19 protein-coding genes and 1 pseudogene are annotated in these 19051 nt (G+C 60.9%); 6 read left to right on the forward strand and 14 right to left on the reverse strand.

The window, feature by feature from the left end:
* The first annotated feature begins 77 nt into the window (after nucleotides 1-77).
* Together MUY21_RS09395 and MUY21_RS09400 are read left to right on the forward strand one after the other, a co-directional pair.
* Complete coding sequence (locus tag MUY21_RS09395) at nucleotides 78-1688, forward strand: FAD-dependent oxidoreductase (RefSeq protein ID WP_248410126.1); 1611 nt, start codon at nucleotides 78-80, stop codon at nucleotides 1686-1688.
* A 5-nt stretch (nucleotides 1689-1693) separates the two neighbouring features.
* Nucleotides 1694-1888 (forward strand): DUF2783 domain-containing protein, encoded by a 195-nt coding sequence (locus tag MUY21_RS09400; RefSeq protein ID WP_248410127.1) that lies wholly within the window; start codon nucleotides 1694-1696, stop codon nucleotides 1886-1888.
* 52 nt (nucleotides 1889-1940) lie between these two features.
* Here MUY21_RS09400 and MUY21_RS09405 read toward each other — a convergent pair whose 3' ends face one another.
* The gene (locus MUY21_RS09405; protein WP_248410128.1) at nucleotides 1941-2318 is read right to left on the reverse strand and encodes a hypothetical protein; all 378 of its coding nucleotides are present in this window, start codon (nucleotides 2316-2318) and stop codon (nucleotides 1941-1943) included.
* Nucleotides 2319-2407: 89 nt separating this feature from the next.
* Here MUY21_RS09405 and MUY21_RS09410 point away from each other — a divergent pair, with 89 nt between their 5' ends.
* Nucleotides 2408-3007, forward strand: a complete 600-nt coding sequence (locus tag MUY21_RS09410) for a TetR/AcrR family transcriptional regulator (protein WP_248410129.1) — start codon at nucleotides 2408-2410, stop codon at nucleotides 3005-3007.
* Here the strand turns inward: MUY21_RS09410 and MUY21_RS09415 are convergent.
* The gene (locus MUY21_RS09415) at nucleotides 3004-3657 is read right to left on the reverse strand and encodes a peroxiredoxin (protein WP_248410130.1); all 654 of its coding nucleotides are present in this window, start codon (nucleotides 3655-3657) and stop codon (nucleotides 3004-3006) included. The genes MUY21_RS09410 and MUY21_RS09415 overlap by 4 nt on opposite strands.
* Nucleotides 3658-3847: 190 nt before the next feature.
* Here MUY21_RS09415 and MUY21_RS09420 point away from each other — a divergent pair, with 190 nt between their 5' ends.
* Both MUY21_RS09420 and MUY21_RS09425 read left to right on the forward strand, forming a co-directional pair.
* Nucleotides 3848-5287, forward strand: a complete 1440-nt coding sequence (locus MUY21_RS09420) for an aldehyde dehydrogenase family protein (protein WP_248410131.1) — start codon at nucleotides 3848-3850, stop codon at nucleotides 5285-5287.
* A gap of 256 nt (nucleotides 5288-5543) precedes the next feature.
* Nucleotides 5544-6189, forward strand: a pseudogene (locus MUY21_RS09425) (integrase core domain-containing protein).
* A gap of 56 nt (nucleotides 6190-6245) precedes the next feature.
* Here MUY21_RS09425 and MUY21_RS09430 read toward each other — a convergent pair.
* The 10 genes from MUY21_RS09430 to MUY21_RS09475 form a co-directional block, all read right to left on the reverse strand.
* Entirely contained in the window at nucleotides 6246-7127 is an 882-nt protein-coding gene (locus MUY21_RS09430) for a TniQ family protein (protein ID WP_248410132.1), read from the reverse strand.
* Nucleotides 7128-7440: 313 nt separating this feature from the next.
* On the reverse strand, nucleotides 7441-8328 hold the full coding sequence (gene htpX / locus MUY21_RS09435; protein WP_248410133.1) for a protease HtpX: 888 nt from the start codon (nucleotides 8326-8328) through the stop codon (nucleotides 7441-7443).
* A 3-nt stretch (nucleotides 8329-8331) separates the two neighbouring features.
* Nucleotides 8332-8904: a nucleotide exchange factor GrpE gene (locus MUY21_RS09440; RefSeq protein WP_248410134.1), complete on the reverse strand. Its 573-nt coding sequence runs from the start codon at nucleotides 8902-8904 to the stop codon at nucleotides 8332-8334.
* Nucleotides 8905-8940: 36 nt separating this feature from the next.
* Entirely contained in the window at nucleotides 8941-10344 is a 1404-nt protein-coding gene (locus MUY21_RS09445) for a DegQ family serine endoprotease (protein ID WP_248410136.1), read from the reverse strand.
* A gap of 85 nt (nucleotides 10345-10429) precedes the next feature.
* Complete coding sequence (locus tag MUY21_RS09450; RefSeq protein ID WP_248410137.1) at nucleotides 10430-10939, reverse strand: NADH dehydrogenase ubiquinone Fe-S protein 4; 510 nt, start codon at nucleotides 10937-10939, stop codon at nucleotides 10430-10432.
* Between the two features lie 35 nt (nucleotides 10940-10974).
* Nucleotides 10975-11595: an HdeD family acid-resistance protein gene (locus MUY21_RS09455; protein WP_248410138.1), complete on the reverse strand. Its 621-nt coding sequence runs from the start codon at nucleotides 11593-11595 to the stop codon at nucleotides 10975-10977.
* 16 nt (nucleotides 11596-11611) lie between these two features.
* Nucleotides 11612-14440 carry an ATP-dependent Clp protease ATP-binding subunit gene (locus MUY21_RS09460; protein WP_248410139.1) on the reverse strand — a complete coding sequence of 943 codons (2829 nt, stop codon included), beginning with the start codon at nucleotides 14438-14440 and terminating at the stop codon, nucleotides 11612-11614.
* 97 nt (nucleotides 14441-14537) lie between these two features.
* A complete protein-coding gene (locus tag MUY21_RS09465; RefSeq protein WP_248410140.1) occupies nucleotides 14538-15023 on the reverse strand; it encodes an Hsp20/alpha crystallin family protein in 486 nt (161 codons plus the stop codon).
* 37 nt (nucleotides 15024-15060) lie between these two features.
* Complete coding sequence (locus MUY21_RS09470; RefSeq protein WP_248410142.1) at nucleotides 15061-15462, reverse strand: Hsp20/alpha crystallin family protein; 402 nt, start codon at nucleotides 15460-15462, stop codon at nucleotides 15061-15063.
* A 26-nt stretch (nucleotides 15463-15488) separates the two neighbouring features.
* Nucleotides 15489-15935 (reverse strand): Hsp20/alpha crystallin family protein, encoded by a 447-nt coding sequence (locus MUY21_RS09475; protein WP_248410143.1) that lies wholly within the window; start codon nucleotides 15933-15935, stop codon nucleotides 15489-15491.
* Between the two features lie 339 nt (nucleotides 15936-16274).
* Here MUY21_RS09475 and ftsH point away from each other — a divergent pair, with 339 nt between their 5' ends.
* Entirely contained in the window at nucleotides 16275-18104 is a 1830-nt protein-coding gene (ftsH, locus tag MUY21_RS09480) for an ATP-dependent zinc metalloprotease FtsH (protein ID WP_248410144.1), read from the forward strand.
* Between the two features lie 11 nt (nucleotides 18105-18115).
* On the opposite strand, the gene MUY21_RS09485 is transcribed toward ftsH, so the two are convergent.
* Together MUY21_RS09485 and MUY21_RS09490 are read right to left on the reverse strand one after the other, a co-directional pair.
* Complete coding sequence (locus MUY21_RS09485; protein WP_248410145.1) at nucleotides 18116-18706, reverse strand: MFS transporter; 591 nt, start codon at nucleotides 18704-18706, stop codon at nucleotides 18116-18118.
* The gene (locus MUY21_RS09490; protein WP_248410146.1) at nucleotides 18672-19010 is read right to left on the reverse strand and encodes a hypothetical protein; all 339 of its coding nucleotides are present in this window, start codon (nucleotides 19008-19010) and stop codon (nucleotides 18672-18674) included. Before MUY21_RS09490 ends, MUY21_RS09485 begins: the two co-directional genes overlap by 35 nt.
* Between the last annotated feature and the right edge of the window lie 41 nt (nucleotides 19011-19051).

The raw sequence follows: 19051 nt of genomic DNA on the forward strand, positions 1-19051 counted from the left end.
CCATCAGCTTCGTAGCTTTCGCAACGAATTTCGCTAGAATGCGTATCGGCGACCATCGCCAGCCGGAGGAGAACCGCATGAACAAGATTTTCGAAGTCCCGCTTTACCCCTATGAACGCAGCCCCGATCAGGATGCCGCTGCCCCGGTGCGCCACCCGGTCGTGATCATCGGTGCCGGTCCTATCGGGCTTGGCATGGGGATCGACCTGGCGCAGCAAGGTGTGAAGGTAGTGATCGTGGATGACAACGACAAGGTCAGCTTCGGTTCTCGTGCGATCTGTTTTGCCAAGCGCCCGCTGGAAATCCTCGACCGGCTGGGCTGTGGTCAGGCGATGGTTGATAAAGGTGTCGAATGGGATGTGGGCAAGGTCTTTTTCGATGATCGCGAGGTCTACAAATTCGAGCTTCTGCCCGAAAAGGGCCACCAACGCCCGGCCTTCATCAACCTGCAGCAATACTATTTCGAAGAATACCTTGTGAACCGCGTGCGCGAGTTGGAATCCGAAGGCGCACCGATCGAAATTCGCGGTGGCAACAAGGTCACGGCCATCGGCACCCACCCCGACCACGCGACGCTGGAAATCGACACGCCCGAGGGGTCTTACAACATCGAAGCGGACTGGCTGATCGCCTGTGACGGTGCCGGGTCGCCCACCCGTCAGATGCTGGGGCTGGATTTCGTCGGGCGTGTGTTTGAGGACAATTTCCTGATTGCCGACGTGATCATGGAGGCCGACTTCCCCTCGGAACGCTGGTTCTGGTTCGACCCGCCCTTCAACCGCGGCCAGTCGGCCCTGTTGCACAAGCAACCCGATGGCGTCTGGCGCATCGACCTGCAACTGGGCTGGGACATCGACAAGGAAGAGGAAAAGAAGCCTGAAAACGTGATACCGCGTCTGAAAGCCATGCTGGGCGACGATGTGGAGTTCGAGCTTGAATGGGTCTCGATCTACACCTTCCAATGCCGCCGGATGGAAAAATTCCGCCACGGCCGGATGCTGTTTGCCGGGGACGCCGCGCATCAGGTGTCGCCCTTCGGCGCGCGCGGCGCGAACTCGGGTCTGCAGGATACAGACAATCTGGGTTGGAAGCTGAAGCTGGTGATTGACGGCAAGGCTGATGAAACCCTGTTGGACAGCTATGATATTGAACGCATCCACGGGGCGGATGAAAACATCCTGAACTCGACCCGCTCGACGGATTTCATTACCCCGAAATCCGAGATGAGCCGCCTGCTGCGCGATGCGGTTCTTGATCTGGCCGAGCATTATGAATTCGCCCGCCCGCTGGTGAACTCGGGTCGTTTGTCGGTGCCCTGCACCTATGACGGTTCACCGCTCAATTCCGCCGACGCGCTGGATGGGCCGATCAAGACGCGCCCCGGATCGCCCTGCCCGGACGTGCCCTTGGGGGACGAATTCCTGCTGCCCAAACTGGGCAATAAGTTCATTCTGCTGACCATCGACGCCGATGCGCCCGATGTTGTCGAAGAGGACGGCATCAGGGTTGAGCGACTGGCACTGTCCGTAAAAGACGACAAGACCGGCGCGCTGAAAGAACGCTATTTGGGTCACGCGCCCAGCGCGGTCTATCTGATCCGGCCCGACCAGCACGTTGCGGCCCGTCGCCCCAGCTTTGATGAAAACCTGTTCCGCGCCGCAATCCGCCGTGCAACCGGCAAGGAGTGACCGACATGACTGATCTTATCCTGACGCCCAACATCAACCGTGCCGACGATTTCTATGCCGAGCTGCTGACCGCGCATGAAGGTCTGTCTAAGGATGACAGCGATGCCCTGAACGCACGGCTGATCCTGATCCTGGCCAACCATATCGGAGACCGCGAGGTGCTGAGTCAGGCGGTGAAAGCCGCGGGTCTGCCTGAGTAAGAGCCGATTTTGCAGAATGCATGAATCCCGGCTGTCTGGCCGGGTTTCTTGTTTATCCCATGGGCTTTTGTGTTGGTCGAATAAAGATACTGACCAGCACCATAATTGCGGATACCTGCCCCAGCAGAACGGCGGGCCAGATCAGCGGGAACTGCGTATCCAGATATTTCTGCGGACCGAAGGATAGCAGCGCGATCACGACTGCAAGCAGGGCAAACACCCGCCCCGCGCCTGACGTCACGGGGCCGAGAAGGATCGCCGCGGCGGCAACTGCGAAACTGGCACCAAGTATCGGCCCGATACCACCCAGCGGGATCTTTGTCGGCGGATGTGGCGCAACGCCCGCGAACAACGAGGCAAGCATAACGGCTTGCAGGATTATCAGCATCACCAGTCCGGCGACAGCGGTTTCAGTCGGTCGACCAAGCATCGGGAAGCTCCTTATCCGTAATTGTGTGTACGCTTGCATATATCCGTAATGATGTGTACGCTTTTGTCAATACAAAAAGGCGAGAGTCCATGAAAGACGACACGCGGGCCGAGCGGCAAAGACAGATCGAATTGGCGGCCTATCAGGTCCTGGAAAACAAGGGGTTTGCCGGGGCATCCATGCTGGCCATCGCCAAGCAGGCGAAAGCGTCGAACGAGACGCTATATCGTTGGTACGGCGACAAGACAGGGCTGTTCAGCGCCCTGGTTGCGCGCAACGCCGCTGATGTGAAAGCCATGATCGAAAGGCATCTGAGCGCCAAGACGAAGCCGGTCGAAATACTGGAGCGGCTGGCCCCTGCCTTGCTCGACGTGCTTTTGGGTAGCAAGGCCATCGCCCTGAACCGCGCTGCTGCGGCAGACAGTTCAGGTGTTCTTGGGCAGGCGATCTTGCAATCCGGGCGCGAATCCATCGCCCCGCTGATCGGAGCAACTCTTGAGCGGGCAAGAGCCGACGGCGTGTTGTCCTTTGACAGCACCGAAGAGGCCGTATCGCTGTTCGTTGACCTATTGGTGGGGGATATGCAGATCCGACGCGCCATTGGCTTGGTCAAGGCACCGTCGACAGCAGATATGGAAAATCGCGCGAAGGTGGCCCTCGCGCGATTTCAGGTTCTGTTGGCGCCTTAGCTCGGGTCTGCCGTGGTCCGCAGATAGGGCAGCTTGATGTCCACGTCACCAAACTTGGCCTTCGCCTCGTCGTCATTCAGCGTCAGCGCAACGATCACGTCCTGCCCTTTGACCCAGTTGGCAGGCGTGGCGATGGGGGTGTTGTAGGTGGCCTGCAAGCCGTCCAGCGCGCGCAGCACTTCGGCGAAGTTTCGACCAACCGACATTGGGTAGGTCATGATCAACTGCACTTTCTTGTCCGGCGAGATGATGAATACCGACCGGACCGATGCGGAATCTGCCGCCGTGCGCCCATCGGGCAAATAGGCATCGGCAGGCAGCATGTCGAACATCTTGGACACGGCCAGATCCTCGTCCGCGATGATCGGGAAATTGGGGGTCGCGCCGGAATAGCCCTCGATATCCTTTTTCCAGCTGACATGCTCGGCGGCGCTGTCCACAGACAGGCCAATCACCTTGGTGCCGCGCTTTTTCCATTCGTCGGCAAGCTGGGCGACAGCACCGAACTCGGTCGTGCAAACCGGGGTGTAGTCCTTCGGGTGCGAGAACAGGATCGCCCAATCATCCCCGATCCAGTCGTGGAAGGTGATTTCCCCCTGATCTGTTTCGGCAGTGAAATTCGGTACGGTGTCGTTAATGCGAAGTCCCATCTGGTCTCTCCTGTGATAAAGATCGGTTGACTAAGAGTTACGATCTGTTTGCCATTTTTAAAGACCCCGAGCGACCCCGAATGCAGCCAAATCGTCGCATCCGAAAAATTTGATCAAATTTTGTTTCGATGGGTTGCGTCGGCCAATTCCCGGTGCCAGAGTGCACGCAAATCCGACCAAGGAGACTGGAATGATCGAGAAACGCGATTTCTATATCAACGGGAAATGGGTGGCCCCTTCGACACCCAACGACCTGAATGTCATCGACCCTTCGACCGAAGAGGTCTGCGCGGTCATATCGCTTGGCGACCAGGCAGATACGGATGCCGCTGTCGCTGCGGCCAAGGCGGCGTTTGCGGACTGGGGTTTCTCAAAAAAGGAAGACCGGCTAGCGCTGATCGAAAAGCTGCTGCAGGTTTATCAGAAACGCTCGGGCGATCTGGCCGAGGCGATGAGTATGGAAATGGGTGCGCCGATTGACCTGGCGCGCACCGCACAGGTCGGATCCGGAACCTGGCACATCCAGAACTTCATCACCGCCTTCAAGGATTTCGAGTTCGACAAGATGCTGGGGGCGCACGCACCCAATGATCGTCTGCTTTATGAACCCATCGGTGTCTGCGCGTTGATCACGCCGTGGAACTGGCCGATGAACCAGGTGTCGCTGAAGGTCGTGGCCGCCATGGCCGCAGGCTGCACCATGGTGTTGAAACCGTCTGAAATCGCGCCACTTTCCTCGATTGTCTGGAGCGAAATCGTCGACGAAGTGGGCTTCCCCGACGGGGTCTATAACATGGTGAACGGCGACGGTATGGGCGTCGGCACGCAATTGTCCACCCACCCCGATGTCGATATGGTCAGCTTCACCGGATCGACCCGCGCAGGCATTGCCATTTCGAAGGCCGCTGCCGATACGCTCAAACGCGTGTCTCTGGAGCTGGGCGGCAAGGGCGCCAACATCATCTTTGACGACGCTGACGAGAAAGCCGTGAAGCGGGGCGTGATGCACATGATGCAAAACACCGGTCAAAGTTGCAACGCGCCGTCCCGGATGCTGGTGCAGCGCAGCGTCTATGACCAAGCCATCGAGACCGCGCGCGAGGCTGCCGAGAAAGTGCAGGTCGGCCCCGCAAATCAAGAGGGCCGTCACATCGGCCCGGTGGTCAGCGAAGCCCAATGGAACAAGATCCAGGACCTGATCCAGGTCGGTATTGACGAAGGCGCGCGCCTGATCGCCGGCGGCACCGGGCGACCCGAGGGCTTGAACAAGGGATACTTCGTCAAGCCGACAATCTTTGCCGATGTGTCCAACGACATGACCATCGCCCGCGAAGAAATCTTCGGCCCCGTGATGGCGATAATCCCCTTCGACACGGAAGAAGAGGCCGTCGAGATTGCCAACGACACCGTCTATGGCCTGACCAACTATGTCCAGACACAGGACGGCCAGCGCGCAAACCGCGTAGCACGCCACCTGCGGTCCGGCATGGTCGAAATGAACGGCACATCGCGCGCCGCGGGCTCGCCCTTCGGGGGCTATAAACAGTCCGGCAACGGCCGCGAAGGCGGCATCCTGGGGATCGAGGATTTCCTTGAGGTCAAAGCCGTGTCGGGCTGGTCGAACGATTGATTGCGACTACATAAAAGGTGAAAGGGCTCGCGACATGCGATCCCTTTTTTATGTGAGTGTGGTGGTTTGTGGTTCAGTGTCGTTAATACGGACGAATCTACCATAGTATCGTTGCCAGCTTCTGGGGCGGAGCCCCATCGCCACACCGGGATTATACAGGCTGCCGCCTGACTAAACATTAGAGAGCATGACCTGCCCCCCGAAACTTCCCTCTTTGCGATTTAGAGTTTGCTCAACCTTTCGAAGGAGCAAACGAATGCGAAATAGCCGTTTCACGGAAGCCCAGATCATCGGGATGATCAAAGAACAGGAAGCCGGAGTGCCGACAGCGGAGGTGTGCCGCAAGCACGGTCTCAGCCAGGGCAGGTTCTACAAGTACAAGTCGAGGTACGGCGGCATGGAAGTGTCGGACGTCGCGAAGCTGAAGGCGATGGAAGATGAAAATGCCAAGCTCAAACGTCTGCTGGCTGATACGATGCTGGAGCGCGGCCTTGAACTGGATGCGCTGGTCAGGCTCTATGGCAAACCGGCTAGCATTGTCTCTGACAACGGCACCGAGTTCACCAGCCGGGCGATCCTGAAATTGGAGAAGGAGAACGATGTCGATTGGCACTACCTCGACCCGGGCAAGCCGCAGCAGAACGCCTTCATCGAAAGCTTCAACGGTAGCCTGCGACGAGCTGCTGAACGAAGAGATGTTCGACAGTCTGGACGATGCCCGCCGGAAGCTGGCGCTCTGGCGATACGACTACAACAATGTAAGGCCACACTCGTCGCTCGGCAACAAAACACCCGCAGAAGCGCATCAAGCACTTGAGTAATTTGAGGGCTCCGCGCCCGACGCGCTTGCCCAAACCCAAACCAAGAAATATGAAGACCAGACCCGCAAGTTCTCGTTATGAATGAGGGAGCTTCGGGGGGCAGGTGAAACCCTCGCCTCCGCCGCGGCGGTCAGAACCTAATGTCGATTTCGGACGGGCAGGATTACGCCAAGCATTCTTGTTCCGGCAGGAAGCGGCCAGACATCCATAACGACTTTGCGCATGAGGTCGCGGAATGGATCATATCGCGGATCTCCGGCGGCGGTATGGGCCAGCCAGTTGTAAAGATGGCCAAACGCCTTTCGCAGTTCATCGTGGGCACCGGTTGCAAGATCCGACATGAGCTCGAGAGTTTCGGTAATGGCCTCAGGTCCGCGTCTTGCAACGTCGAAGCCAACAGCTCTTGCTTCGATGGAGGTTGCCCCACAACGTTCTGCCAAACCTCGACGGACAAGTTCCGAACCGAGCAAGGTACAGAACTGCGCGGCAACATCGATTGAATGCGCCGCCAGCCACGTCTTATCGATGCCGCTTTCCAACCGACTGTCTACCCATTTATCGTATGAGGTGATTGTGCCGTTCGGTGCATCCAGCTCACCGTTGAGAAGGCTGCCCCCAATCCTTCGAAGCTGCGCTGCGTAATCGTATCGTTCCGCAAGACGTTTTGCCGTCCAGAGCGGTACGAGGGGCGAAGCGTGCTGAATGCACATCGACACATGCCGGAATTGCCAATCCCCCCGCATCACCATGCCATCAGTTGTTTCGAACTGTGAACGAGATGCGTCCTCGCGAAGACACTTAGGGCATCCGCGCACAACCGGATTCATTACCGCCCGGGAAACGACCACCTCGCCCCGAAACTGCATGCGAACGCCCGCGAGCGGTTGAGGTGTCCATGACAGAATTTCTGCTCGGACCTTAGCGTTTAGAGCCAATGTCCCGAAAAAGCGGCCGACGCTTGCACTGTCACCCGCAATGAGTGACTTCTGCGGCATACCAGTTCGGATGTGAGCTCCCATGCCGAAAGCCTGCGCATCGCTGCGGTGCACGAAATCAAAGAGAACAATGTCTCTCGACGATGAGGTTCAGGCCGGATGGTGACGGTGCTGGACACATCGACAGTACTGTCTGCTGCTTTTAGACAGTAGCTATGCGCCACTGGAGAAAGAAGCAAAGTGTTCTTTTTTCCCGCGCTTCGAAAACGGCCCTTTGCGGTCACTGGGCCCAGGTCGCACATTCTGCAGCGCGGCAGACGAAGGGTGATTTTGCTGCAGCTGCGCAAATGACTGCTTAAGAAACCCGTCGATGTCAGGAACGATCGTTTTTGTTGCCTTAACGCGCCTTTGTTTCTTTGCCTTTCAATGCCGCTATGCGCATTTCCAGCGGCGGGTGGCTGGCAAAGAGCGCCTGCACCCGGCCCGCGCTGATGGCAAAGGCGCGCATTTCCTCTGGAAGCGGCGGCGCGTTCTGCGTCTGCCGTAGACGTTCGAGCGCCGCGATCATCTTGTGCCGCCCGGCCAGTGCCGCGCCCCCTGCATCGGCCCGGTATTCGCGCCAGCGCGAGAACCACATGACGATGGCCATGGCCAGCACGCCCAGGACCATCTCCATGATCAGCGACACGATCCAGAAGCCGGGGCCGTAGCCGCTCTCGATCCGAAGGATCAGCCGGTCGAAGAGCAGGCCCGCGATCCGCGACAAGAAGATGACAAAGGTGTTCACCACCCCCTGAATCAGCGCGAGCGTCACCATGTCACCATTGGCCGCATGACTGACCTCATGGGCCAGCACCGCCTCGACCTCGCTCCGGTCCATGTGGTGCAAGAGCCCGGTGCTGACCGCGATCAGCGCGTCGTCGCTGTTCCAGCCCGTGGCAAAGGCATTGGGCGAGGGATGATCGAAGATGCCGACTTCGGGCCGCCCGATCCCGGCGCGATCCGCCTGGGCATGGACAGTATCGAGCAGCCAGCGTTCTACCGCATTGCGTGGGGTCGTGATGACCTGCACGCGCATTGCGGCCTTGGCCATCGTCTTGGACAGGAAGAGCGAGATCAGCGATCCGGCAAAGCCCAGCACGCCGGCGAAGATCAACAGCGCCGTCAGGTTCAGATCGACGCCGTTTGCCTGCAACAGGCTGTCGATGCCAAGCAGGCGGAACGCCACCGACAGCACCGCGAGGATCGCGAGGTTCGCACCGAGATAGAGACCGAGCCGCAGCATCGCTTAGTCCTCTGCCGCCTTGACCGGGGCGGCGCTTACGGTGACGCGGGCGGGCCGGATCAGGCGCTGACCGATGGCAAAGCCGGGGCGATGCAGAACGAGAACCTGTCCGGGCTTGGCTTGATCGGTTTCCTCGGTCTGCATCGCTTCGTGCAGGGCCGGATCGAACGACGTGTGCTCGGGCGCGATTGTTCGGACCCCGAGAGCCTTCAGTCCGGTCGCGAAGGCCGTGCGGATGTTGCGCAGGCCTTCAAGATGCGAAATGATCCTTGGGTCTTCCGCATCCGGGCTCGTCCGTGCAGCCTCGATTCCGAGCGACAGGTCGTCCAGAGCAGGCGCGAGGGCTTCGACGGCCACAGCGATACCGTGCTCACGTCCTTCCGCGCGTGACATGTCAGCCCTCTTGCGGGTGTTCTCCGCATCGGCAAGCGCGCGCTTCCACTTGTCGGTCAGATGCGCGATTTCGGCCTCGGCGCTTTCTTCGTCTGCTTTCGGCATCACTCCGGAGTCAGTGGCGTCGCTGGCGACGCCATCGGTGACCGCTACGGCTTGAGTTTTCTTTTCAGTCTCGGACATGGAACCCTCCTCTCAGTTATCCACGAAGTCGCCATATCAACGCATGACCAGGAAAATGCGGGCCGGGCCACGCTGCACGGTCAGGGCAAGCGCCCCGTCGACTGCCGCCAGATGTTGGCGCAATTCTGCGACCGAAGCGACCGGCACGCGGTTGACGGCGAGGATGATATCACCCGCTTCCAATCCCGACCGTGCCGCCCGGCTGCCCGGATCGAGGCGCGCGATCACGACGCCGGACAGGTTGCCATAGAACGGGTCGCCCGGTTGCAGATCGCGCAGTTCCGCTCCCGCCAGCCGGTCGAACGCGCGTTCATTGGTGGTGGTGGCGACCAGCCCGCCTTCGCGGAGGGTTGCATTCAGCGTCAGTTCTTCGCCATCGCGAATGACCCGCAATTCGACATCGCTGTCGATCCGCTTCAATCCGATCTGACTGCGAAGATCGGCGGAGCCCGCCACGGGGCGGCCATCGACGGCGACAATCAGATCACCCGGCTGCAACCCGGCCTCTTCGGCGGCGCTGTCGGGCTCGACCTGCGTGACCACTGCGCCAACGCCAGCTTCAATGCCCAATGCGTCTGCAAGATCAGGTGTGAAATCCTGGATCATCACGCCAAGCTGCCCCCTGCGCACCTCACCATACTCGATCAACTGATCCATAACCGCATTGGCCATGTTGGCGGGCACGGCAAATCCGATCCCGACATTGCCGCCTGAGGGCGCAATGATTGCCGTGTTGATGCCGACCAACCGCCCGTCGAGCGTGATCAGGGCGCCGCCCGAGTTGCCGGGGTTGATCGACGCATCGGTCTGGATGAAATCCTCGTAGCCGTCGACATTGAGGCCGCTGCGGCCCAATGCGCTGACGATGCCGGAGGTCACCGTCTGTTCGAGACCGAAGGGATTGCCAATTGCCAGCACATAATCCCCGACCAGCAGGCTGTCGCTGTTCCCAAGCTCCAGCGCCGAGATATCCTCGGCTTCGATCTGTAACAGCGCGATATCGGTTCCGGGGTCACTGCCGATGAGTTCAGCATCAAATTGCCTCCGATCCTTGAGCGTGACCACGATCCGGTCGCCGTTTTCCACCACATGGTGGTTGGTCAGGACATATCCTTCGCCCGCATCGACGATCACACCTGACCCCGCGCTCATCTGCTGGCGCGGCATGGGTTGTTGCGGCATGGGTGGCATATCGAAGAACCGTCGGAAGAACGGGTCGTTGAACAGCGGGTTCATCTCGGCCGTCTGGCGGCTTTCAACGGAAATGTTGACGACAGCCGGTGTGACCTCGGCCAGAAGCGGCGCAAGTGTGGGCAGCCCTTCGGCATTCTGAAAAAGCGGGCGGTCGGCCGTCTGCGATGCGACCGGCGCCGCGAATGTCAGCGAAATGATGCAAAGAGCCACCAGAATGTGACCAAGGCGAGAAACAAGTGCGGGCATCTTCGATCTCCTTTGCAAGTTTGTGTTGTCCAGCCCCCGTTATCGTGTGGGTGTGCGGCGGGCCGGTTTCCGCACGACCGCGATGTCAGCGCCCCGCCAATGTCGTTCCCGTCCAGGTCGGGGGATCAGAGGCCGGGAAGGATTCCAGAGACGCCAAGTCAACAGGGTCGGACTCCTCGCTTTTCGCCGGGGTCATCCGCGTCTCGGTGTTGACGCGCGGCTGCGGGCCATCAAGCCGATCGAGGGGGCGGAATATGGGCTCTGGCGCGGTGCGCGACCTGCTCCGGCCGTCATCTCGGACGATGTAATCCCAGTCATTCCGCTCGGCATAGTCGATGGCGCTTTCGCGGTCGGGAAAGCTCAGCCGGATCGGGCGATAAGGATCGTCCGAGGCGGTCCAGCCCATGAGTGGTTCGACCTGCGGCGATGCGGCTGGTTCGAATTCCAATATCCAGTGGCGGGGTCGCGGTCCCGACTGCGTCGCGCTGCGTGACGGGCGATAGATGATCGCCATCGACACATCCGGCGAGGACAGGTTGGTGCCGGGGATGGTTGGCCGCGATATCGGCCGGTTATGTCCTCTCATGCTGAACATTGTGACCTCCTTTCCATAGGTTGCTTTTTGGTTTTTCAGGCCGTCTTTTCTGGCGTGGCATCATCCCGGCCGCCACCGGATTCTCGCAGCTTCAGGCCCAGCAGGATCATCGTCACGCCGAAGATCGCGGCATAGATTGCCAGCAGCCAGCCGAGAGCCAGCAAGGTTTCCTCAGGACTTGTCGTCAGGAACCAGACGATCAGGACACCCAGCAGGACCGACACGATGCCGCTCAGCCCGAGCCAGACCTCTCCCTCGATCTCCTTGCGCAGGCGGATCGCGGTGACGATCTCGAAGGCGCCCGAGAAAATCGACCAGACCGCGATGCTGACCCAGAGGAACACGGCCAGAACGAAGGTCGCCACGAAAGGCGTGATCAACACCACGAGGCCGGTCAGAATGCCCAAGATGCCGCTAAAGGCCAGCCAGCCCCAGCGTTCGCCCTCGCGCATCTGGCGCACGGCGGCGATCAGGCCGAAGACGCCATCGGCAAAGGCGAAAGCCCCGAAGACCAGCGTGAAAGCCAGCACCGCCTCAGCGGGCATGAACCAAGCCAGCACGGCAATGACAAGCGCCAGCACGCCGCGCAGAACAAAGGCCCACCAGTTTCGTGAAAGCGAGCAGAGGCCGGGAGTTGCATTGGTTGCGTTGTGCATTTTTCACATCCGTTCCTTACTTCGCTGGCGCGTCCTCGGACGCATCAGCTTCGCCTTTTGCGTCCTTCGTTTTCTTATGATCGGTGTCGGAATCGCCATCCCCTTCGTCTTTCGGCACGGCATCCTCCTCGTCCGCCTCCAGCTTTTCGAAGGTGATATTCTGTTCCTCCGCCGACCATCTGGCGCGGACCTTGTCGCCGTCCTCGACCGAGCCATCCAGCATCGCGCGGGCAAGCTCGGTTTCCAGTTCCGACCGGATCAGGCGGCGCAGCTCGCGCGCGCCGAATTCGGGCTGGAAGCCCACAGCGGCGAAGTGATCGGTTACACTCTCGTCGAACGCCATCTCGACGCCTTGGGTCAGCGCGGTGCGCGCCACGCGGTCCAGTTGCAACCCGACGATCTTCCGGATTTCCGACCGGTCGAGCGAATGGAAGACGATTATCTCGTCGATCCGGTTGATGAATTCAGGCCGGAAATGCTGGCGCAGAACCTCCATCAACTCGCCGCGCTGCTTGGCTTCGTCAAACTCCTTGGTGCCACGTTTCTTCAGGTTGCGCTGGATAATGTCGGAGCCGAGGTTCGAGGTGGCGATGATGATCGTGTGGGTGAAATCCACCACGCGCCCCTTGCCGTCGGTCAGGCGGCCATCATCGAAGACCTGCAACAGGATGTTGTAGACATCGCCATGCGCCTTCTCGATCTCGTCCAGCAGCACCACCGAATATGGCCGGCGTCGGACGCGTTCGGTCAACTGCCCGCCCTCGTCATAGCCCACGTAACCCGGCGGCGCGCCGACCAGCCGCGCGACGGTGTGGCGTTCGCCGTATTCCGACATGTCGATGCGGATCATCGCGTCCTCGTCGCCATAGACGGTCTCGGCCAGCGCTTTGGCAAGTTCCGTCTTGCCCACGCCAGTCGGCCCGAGGAAAAGGAACGTCGCGGTCGGTGCCGGACCTTCGCGCAGTCCGGCGCGGGCCAGCCGCACCGCATCCGCCACGGCGTCGATGGCCTCGTTCTGGCCGATGACACGTTCGTGCAGACGGTCTTCGAGCTTCAAGAGCTTCTCGCGCTCTTCGCTGGTCAGGTCGGTGACGGGGATGCCGGTCAGCTTCGACACGATCTGCGCGATATGATCGGTGCGCACTTCGGCGCTGGCCGAGGCGCGGTCGCGCTTCCAGGTCTCCAGCAGCGTATCCAGTTCGGCTTGCTTTTCCTCCAGCTCCTTCTTCAACTCGGCGGCGCGGTCGAACTGCTTGCGCGCGGCGGCATAGTCCTGTTCGCGCTTGATCTGCTGCACTTCGGCGTCCAGTTCCTGGACATCAACAGGCCGCGCCGTGGCGCTGATCTTGACCCGTGCCGCGGCCTGGTCAATCAGGTCGATAGCCTTGTCGGGCATGAACCGACCCGAGATATAGCGGTCGGAAAGTTCCGCGGCCGCGACCACGGCCTCGTCGGTGATCGTCACCTTGTGGTGTGACTCAAGCGTGTCGCGCAGGCCCCGCAGGATCATGATGGTCTGCGCCACGGATGGTTCGTCGACATAGACCGGCTGGAAGCGCCGTTCGAGCGCCGCGTCCTTCTCGATATGCTTTTGATATTCGTTGAGCGTGGTCGCGCCGATCAGGTTCAACTCGCCCCGTGCCAGCGCCGGCTTGAAGGTGTTGGCCACGTCGAGCCCACCTTCGCCGCCGCCCTGACCGGCACCGACGATGGTGTGAATCTCGTCGATGAATAGGACCATCTCGTCCTTCTGTTCGGTGATCTCCTTGAGGATCTTCTGCACGCGTTCCTCGAACTCGCCGCGATATTTCGATCCGGCGACCATCGAGTTGATGTTGAGCTCCACCAGCCGCTTGTCGCGCAGGGCCTCGGGCACCTCGCCCGCGACGATGCGCTGCGCCAGCCCCTCGATAATCGCGGTCTTGCCGACGCCCGGCTCGCCGATCAGCACCGGGTTGTTCTTCTTGCGCCGGGCCAGAACCTCGATGGTGGTCTCGATCTCTCGTGCACGCCCGACTACGGGGTCAAGCTTGCCCTCGCGGGCCAGCTTCGTGAGGTCACGCGAAAATTCATCGAGGTCGGGCGTGTTCGAAGGCGTATCGACCCGGCCTTCCTCGGTGCCGCGACCGACGACCTTGGTCACTTTCTGACGCAGGGCTTGCGGTGTCAGCCCGTATTTGCGCATCAGGTCAGCGGCCAACCCTTCGCCCTCTTCGGCCAAGCCGATCAGCAGATGTTCCGGGCCGACATAGGAATGGCCCAACTCGTTCGAGGCCACGAAGGCACGGTTGAGTGCGTCCTTCAGGCGCGGGGAAACGCCGATCTCGCCGCCTTCCGACGCCTCGCCACGCGGGGCCTCCTTGTCGATCTGGCGGCGCAGGTCATCCACGTCGATCTTGAATTGCTCCAGCAGTGTCTTGACCACATCGCTGTGGCTGAGTGCAAAGAGCAGATGTTCGGTATCGACCTCCAAGCGGCCGAACTCGCCCGCCTTCGTTGCTGCCTCCTGCAACAGCTTGTTGCCCTGTTCGCTGAGCCGGTCGGCAATGCTCGCACCGCCCTGGCCACGGCGGGAGCCACGGTTGACGGGAATGCGCTGCCCTTCGCCATCGTCGCCAATGCGGCGACCCATGCCGCCAAAGGGGGTGTCCCCGAAGAATTCGTCGAGGAGCGACCCACCCCCGAACAGCGATTCCAGCGGCGAAGACGACCGCCGCTGCTGGCGCGCGAGCTTGCGATAATCGTCGTCGCACAACTCCATTATCTGGCGTTCGCCATTAACCGAAACCTGCGCCCGGAACGAGGCCGGGCGGCGCTTGCAGATGTCACAGATTCCATTTGCCATTGTCGTTTCCTCCTTCGGGCTTCAAGAAATCAACTAATGAATGAGGGCGGGGGTTCCCGCCCTCGAGGGGCGCAGGCCGAAATTGGCCTGTGCAGGGTCAGCCGGACTTCACATCGATCCGCTTGACGCGGGCCTTGGCTTCTTCCGTCTTGGGCAGGGTCACGGTCAGCACACCGCGCTTGAACTCGGCCTCGGCCTTGTCCGCATCGACGCCCGGCGGCACCGGGATCATCCGGTGAAAGCTGCGCCGCGATTGCGAGGTGAAGCCGTCCCTCTCGGATTTCTGCTCGGTCTCACCACGGATCGTCAGCATGTCGTCGGTGACGTTCACCTCGATGTCCTTGTCATCGAGCCCCGGCAGATCGACCGAGACGAGCATCGCCTCGTCGGTCTCCGAGATGTCGGTGCGCGGCCCGCCTGCGGTCATGTTGCCGCCGAACGGGTTGTCGAACCGGCCCCAGAAATCCTCGAACACGCGGTTCAGGTCGCGCTGGAGCGACATCATGGGGTTGTCGTCCTGGTTTCGCTGGTCGGAGACATTGTTGCGGTCCCGACCCCAGGGGATGAGATCACTGAATGCCATTGCTCTTTCCTCCTTTGCTTGGGTCGGTCTTGGCCACTTAGGCGGCCTTGACCTTGATCTGTTTCGGTTTGGCGGCCTCGCTCTTCTTCAGGGTGAGCGTGAGGACGCCGTCGCGATGGGTGGCGTCGATCTTGCCCGCATCAATGGTCTCGGGCAGGCTGAAGGCCCGTTCAAACGTGCCGGGCGCGTATTCGGCATAGATGCGCCGGTAGCCTTCGGGCACGGGTGCATCAATCGTGCCGCGCACCGTGAGCGAGCGGTTCTCGACCGAGACATCGACGCTGTCGGGGGCGACCCCCGGCATGTCGATGGTCAGCGTCACCACATCGTCCTTCTCGAAAATATCCGTGGCGGGACGGAAAGTGGGGCCGATATCGCGGGTGTCTTCCGCCTCGGTCCGGGCCACGTCACCGCCTGTCTTCTTGACTTCGTTTGCCATGGTTGTTCCTCCTTTTCTTTCAGATGTCAGCTTGCCTTGACCTTGATTTTGCGTGGCCGTTCGGCGTCGGGGCGGCCCATCTCGATTTCCAGCACGCCGTTCTTCGCCCGCGCCTCGACCTTGTCGGGATCGACGCGCAACGGCAGGCGGATGGAGCGCGAGAATTCGCCCGCGGGGCGCTCGCGGCGATGCCACGCGGCGTCTTCATCATCGGTTGAAGGATTGCGTTTGCCGGCGATGATCAAGGTGTTCTCACGCACTGTCAGGTCGATGTCGTCCTGTGCGACACCGGGCATTTCGGCGGTGACGACCACGCTGTCGTCGCCCATCCACATGTTGACCGCTGGCCAGCCGCCATCGCTTACGCGCTGGCTACGCCCGTCGCCGTCGAACATGCGGTTCATCTGCGATTGAAGCTGGCGCAGTTCCGCGAAAGGATCCCACTGCGCGGGGGACAGTCCATAGTTCAGCATCGTATCCTCCTCTTCCTGGTCACAACTTCCGGGGGTCCGCAACGGGGCGGACCGCGTTTCACGTTGCGGGACTGTCGCGAAGGGAGGGGCTCGGTTGCGAGCCTGCACGAAGACGCATGGCGACCACGTGTTTCGATACGCAAGGCCAGCTTTCTGCACCTTACGGTCGATGACGGGATCGAAGCGTTGCATAAAGCACACGCCTCGCATCTCACCAACATCTTCGGGACCCTGATAGCGGCATCCCGCATCCAACTATCTGGGAATGGCCTGAAATCTTGTCAAGATGATGTGCCGGGAATTATGTTGGACGTTAGTGAAAAGGGAGAGTTGCCGTCGATGGACAGGAAAACACAAATCAACCTCTGGTATGTTTTATTGGCGATATTCGGCATCGTTCTGCTGCGTGATGTCTGGGTGCAGTCCCGGACCATTGCCGCAATCCCATATAGTCAATTCGAGGACTATCTCGACGAGGGGATCATCGAGGAGGTGGTAATCGGCAGTGACACCGTCCGCGGCTCATTCGTCGAGCCACAGGACGGCAAGACCGGCTTCGTCGCGACCACGGTGCCCGCCGATATGATCGAACGCCTCGAAGAGGCCGATGTCACCTATACCGGCGCGGTCGAGAATACGTGGTTCACTACGCTTCTTTCCTGGGTTCTGCCCGCTCTGGTCTTCGTCGGCATCTGGATTTTCTTCATCCGCAAGTTCGCGGAAAAGCAGGGCATGGGCGGGTTCATGTCCATCGGCAAGAGCAAGGCAAAGATCTATGTCGAGAGCGACACGAAGGTCAGCTTTGAAGATGTGGCGGGCGTGGACGAGGCCAAGCAGGAGCTGGAAGAGATCGTCGAGTTCCTTAAAGACCCCGAGGGCTATGGCGGGCTGGGTGCGCGGATGCCCAAGGGCGTGCTGCTGGTCGGCCCGCCCGGCACCGGCAAGACGCTTCTGGCCCGCGCCGTGGCAGGCGAGGCGGGGGTGCCCTTCTATTCCATTTCCGGGTCCGAGTTCGTGGAGATGTTCGTGGGCGTAGGTGCGGCCCGGGTGCGCGATCTGTTCGAACAGGCGCGCAAGGCCGCTCCTGCGATCATCTTTGTCGACGAGTTGGACGCGCTTGGCCGCTCGCGCAGTGCGGGCCAGCAGCCGGGCGGGCATGACGAGCGAGAGCAGACGCTGAACCAGCTTCTGACCGAGCTTGACGGGTTTGATCCTTCTGAAGGTGTGGTGCTGCTGGCGGCCACCAACCGGCCTGAAATCCTCGACCCCGCGCTTTTGCGCGCGGGGCGTTTCGACCGGCAGGTACTGGTGGACCGCCCCGACCGTGCGGGTCGCGTGCAAATCCTCAATGTCCACATGAAGAAGATCAAGGCGGCGGACAGCGTCGATCCCGACCAGATCGCCGCGCTGACCACGGGCTTTTCCGGCGCCGACCTCGCCAACCTCGTAAACGAGGCGGCGCTGATGGCGACACGCCGCGGTGCAGCACAGGTCGAGATGCAGGATTTCACGCAAGCCGTCGAGCGCATCGTGGCCGGGCTGGAGAAAAAGAACCGCCGCCTGAACCCGCGCGAACGCGAGATCGTGGCGCATCACGAGATGGGCCACGCCATCGTCGGCATGGCGCTTCCGGGCGTGGACGAGGTGCACAAGGTCTCGATCATCCCGCGCGGCATCGGCGCACTCGGCTACACGATCCAGCGCCCGACCGAGGACCGCTACCTGATGACCCACGAGGAGTTGGAAAACAAGATCGCCGTCCTGCTGGGCGGACGCGCAGCGGAAAAGATCATCTATGGTCACCTTTCCACAGGCGCATCCGACGATCTGGCCCGCGCGACCGATATCGCGCGGTCGATGGTGGCCCGCTACGGCATGGACGAAGACCTTGGCCATGTCGCCTATGACACCGAGCGGGGCAATTTCCTGGGGCAGACCGAACAGGGGTCATGGCTGAACCGCCGCTATTCCGACGCCACCGCCGAACGGATGGATCAGGCTGTGAAGGAGGTCATCAGCAGGATATTCGAGCGGACACTTGCGCTGCTGGAGGAGAACCGCACCTTGCTGGAAAGTTCCTCTGCCGAGTTGCTGGAACGCGAAACGCTGGAAGACGCCGACTTGAAGCGTATCGCCGCCGAGGTCGCGCGACCGGCCGACGCGGCGTGAACCTCCGCGCGTCACTGCGGGGCAGCTTCGCCTTCCGCCCGATCAGGTCCGTGTTCGTGCAACGGTAACACCGCGTAGCTGGTGCTGGGTGTGGCCACGTAGCTCTGCTTGTCGGCGATTGCGGTTTTTTCCCGCTGGCGGATACGCATGGCATCGAATGCCGAGAACACGGCCAGCGCGACAGCAATGAAAAGAAACATGCCGGTTGGCCCGGTCCGTCCCATGACCAGGCTGGCGGCGAACGGTCCGAAGGCCGAACCGACGCCATAGACCAGCACAAAACCGCTTGCTGCCGCGATCAACTCGCTCTCGTCAATCCGGTCATTCACGTCAGCCAGGCAGATGGAGTAAAGCGGCAGCAGCGCACCGCCGAGAACAAAGCACAGGGCGATAACGCCCGGTTCATTGCCATCCGCCAATGTCCAGACCAGCAGGCTTGACACCAGGACGCCGATCAGGCTGCTGCCCAGAATGGTCAAGCGCCGATCCATCCGGTCCGACAGCCAGCCAAGCGGCCACTGAAAGACCAGCGCCCCGATCAGGGCGGCAGAGAGGATTGCGCCGGTTTCAGCGTCGTTGAAACCTGATTGCTGACTGGCCACCGGCACCCATCCCGAAAAACGCCCCGACTACGCCACCCATGACAAATGCACCGGAAAGAGCTGTCGGCGAAATGGCCAGTAGCCGTCCGGGCCTCAGGCGCGTGGCAAGCACTACCCCCGGATTGCCTGCCCGGCTGAGCGTGATCGGAACCAGGGCGAACGACAGACAGATCGAAACAAGCGCGAAAAGCACGAACTCCGACGGCGCAGCCAGTGCCACCATCGGCTGACTGATCGCCCATGCCGCATACATGACAATGGAGTAGATCGCAGCGGAGACGAACCCGAAGAAATATCCGGACATCATCACGTCCACCTTTTCATCGGCATATCCCTCGATACCCG

The sequence above is a fragment of the Aliiroseovarius sp. S2029 genome (assembly GCF_023195575.1).
Classification (GTDB): domain Bacteria; phylum Pseudomonadota; class Alphaproteobacteria; order Rhodobacterales; family Rhodobacteraceae; genus Aliiroseovarius; species Aliiroseovarius zhejiangensis.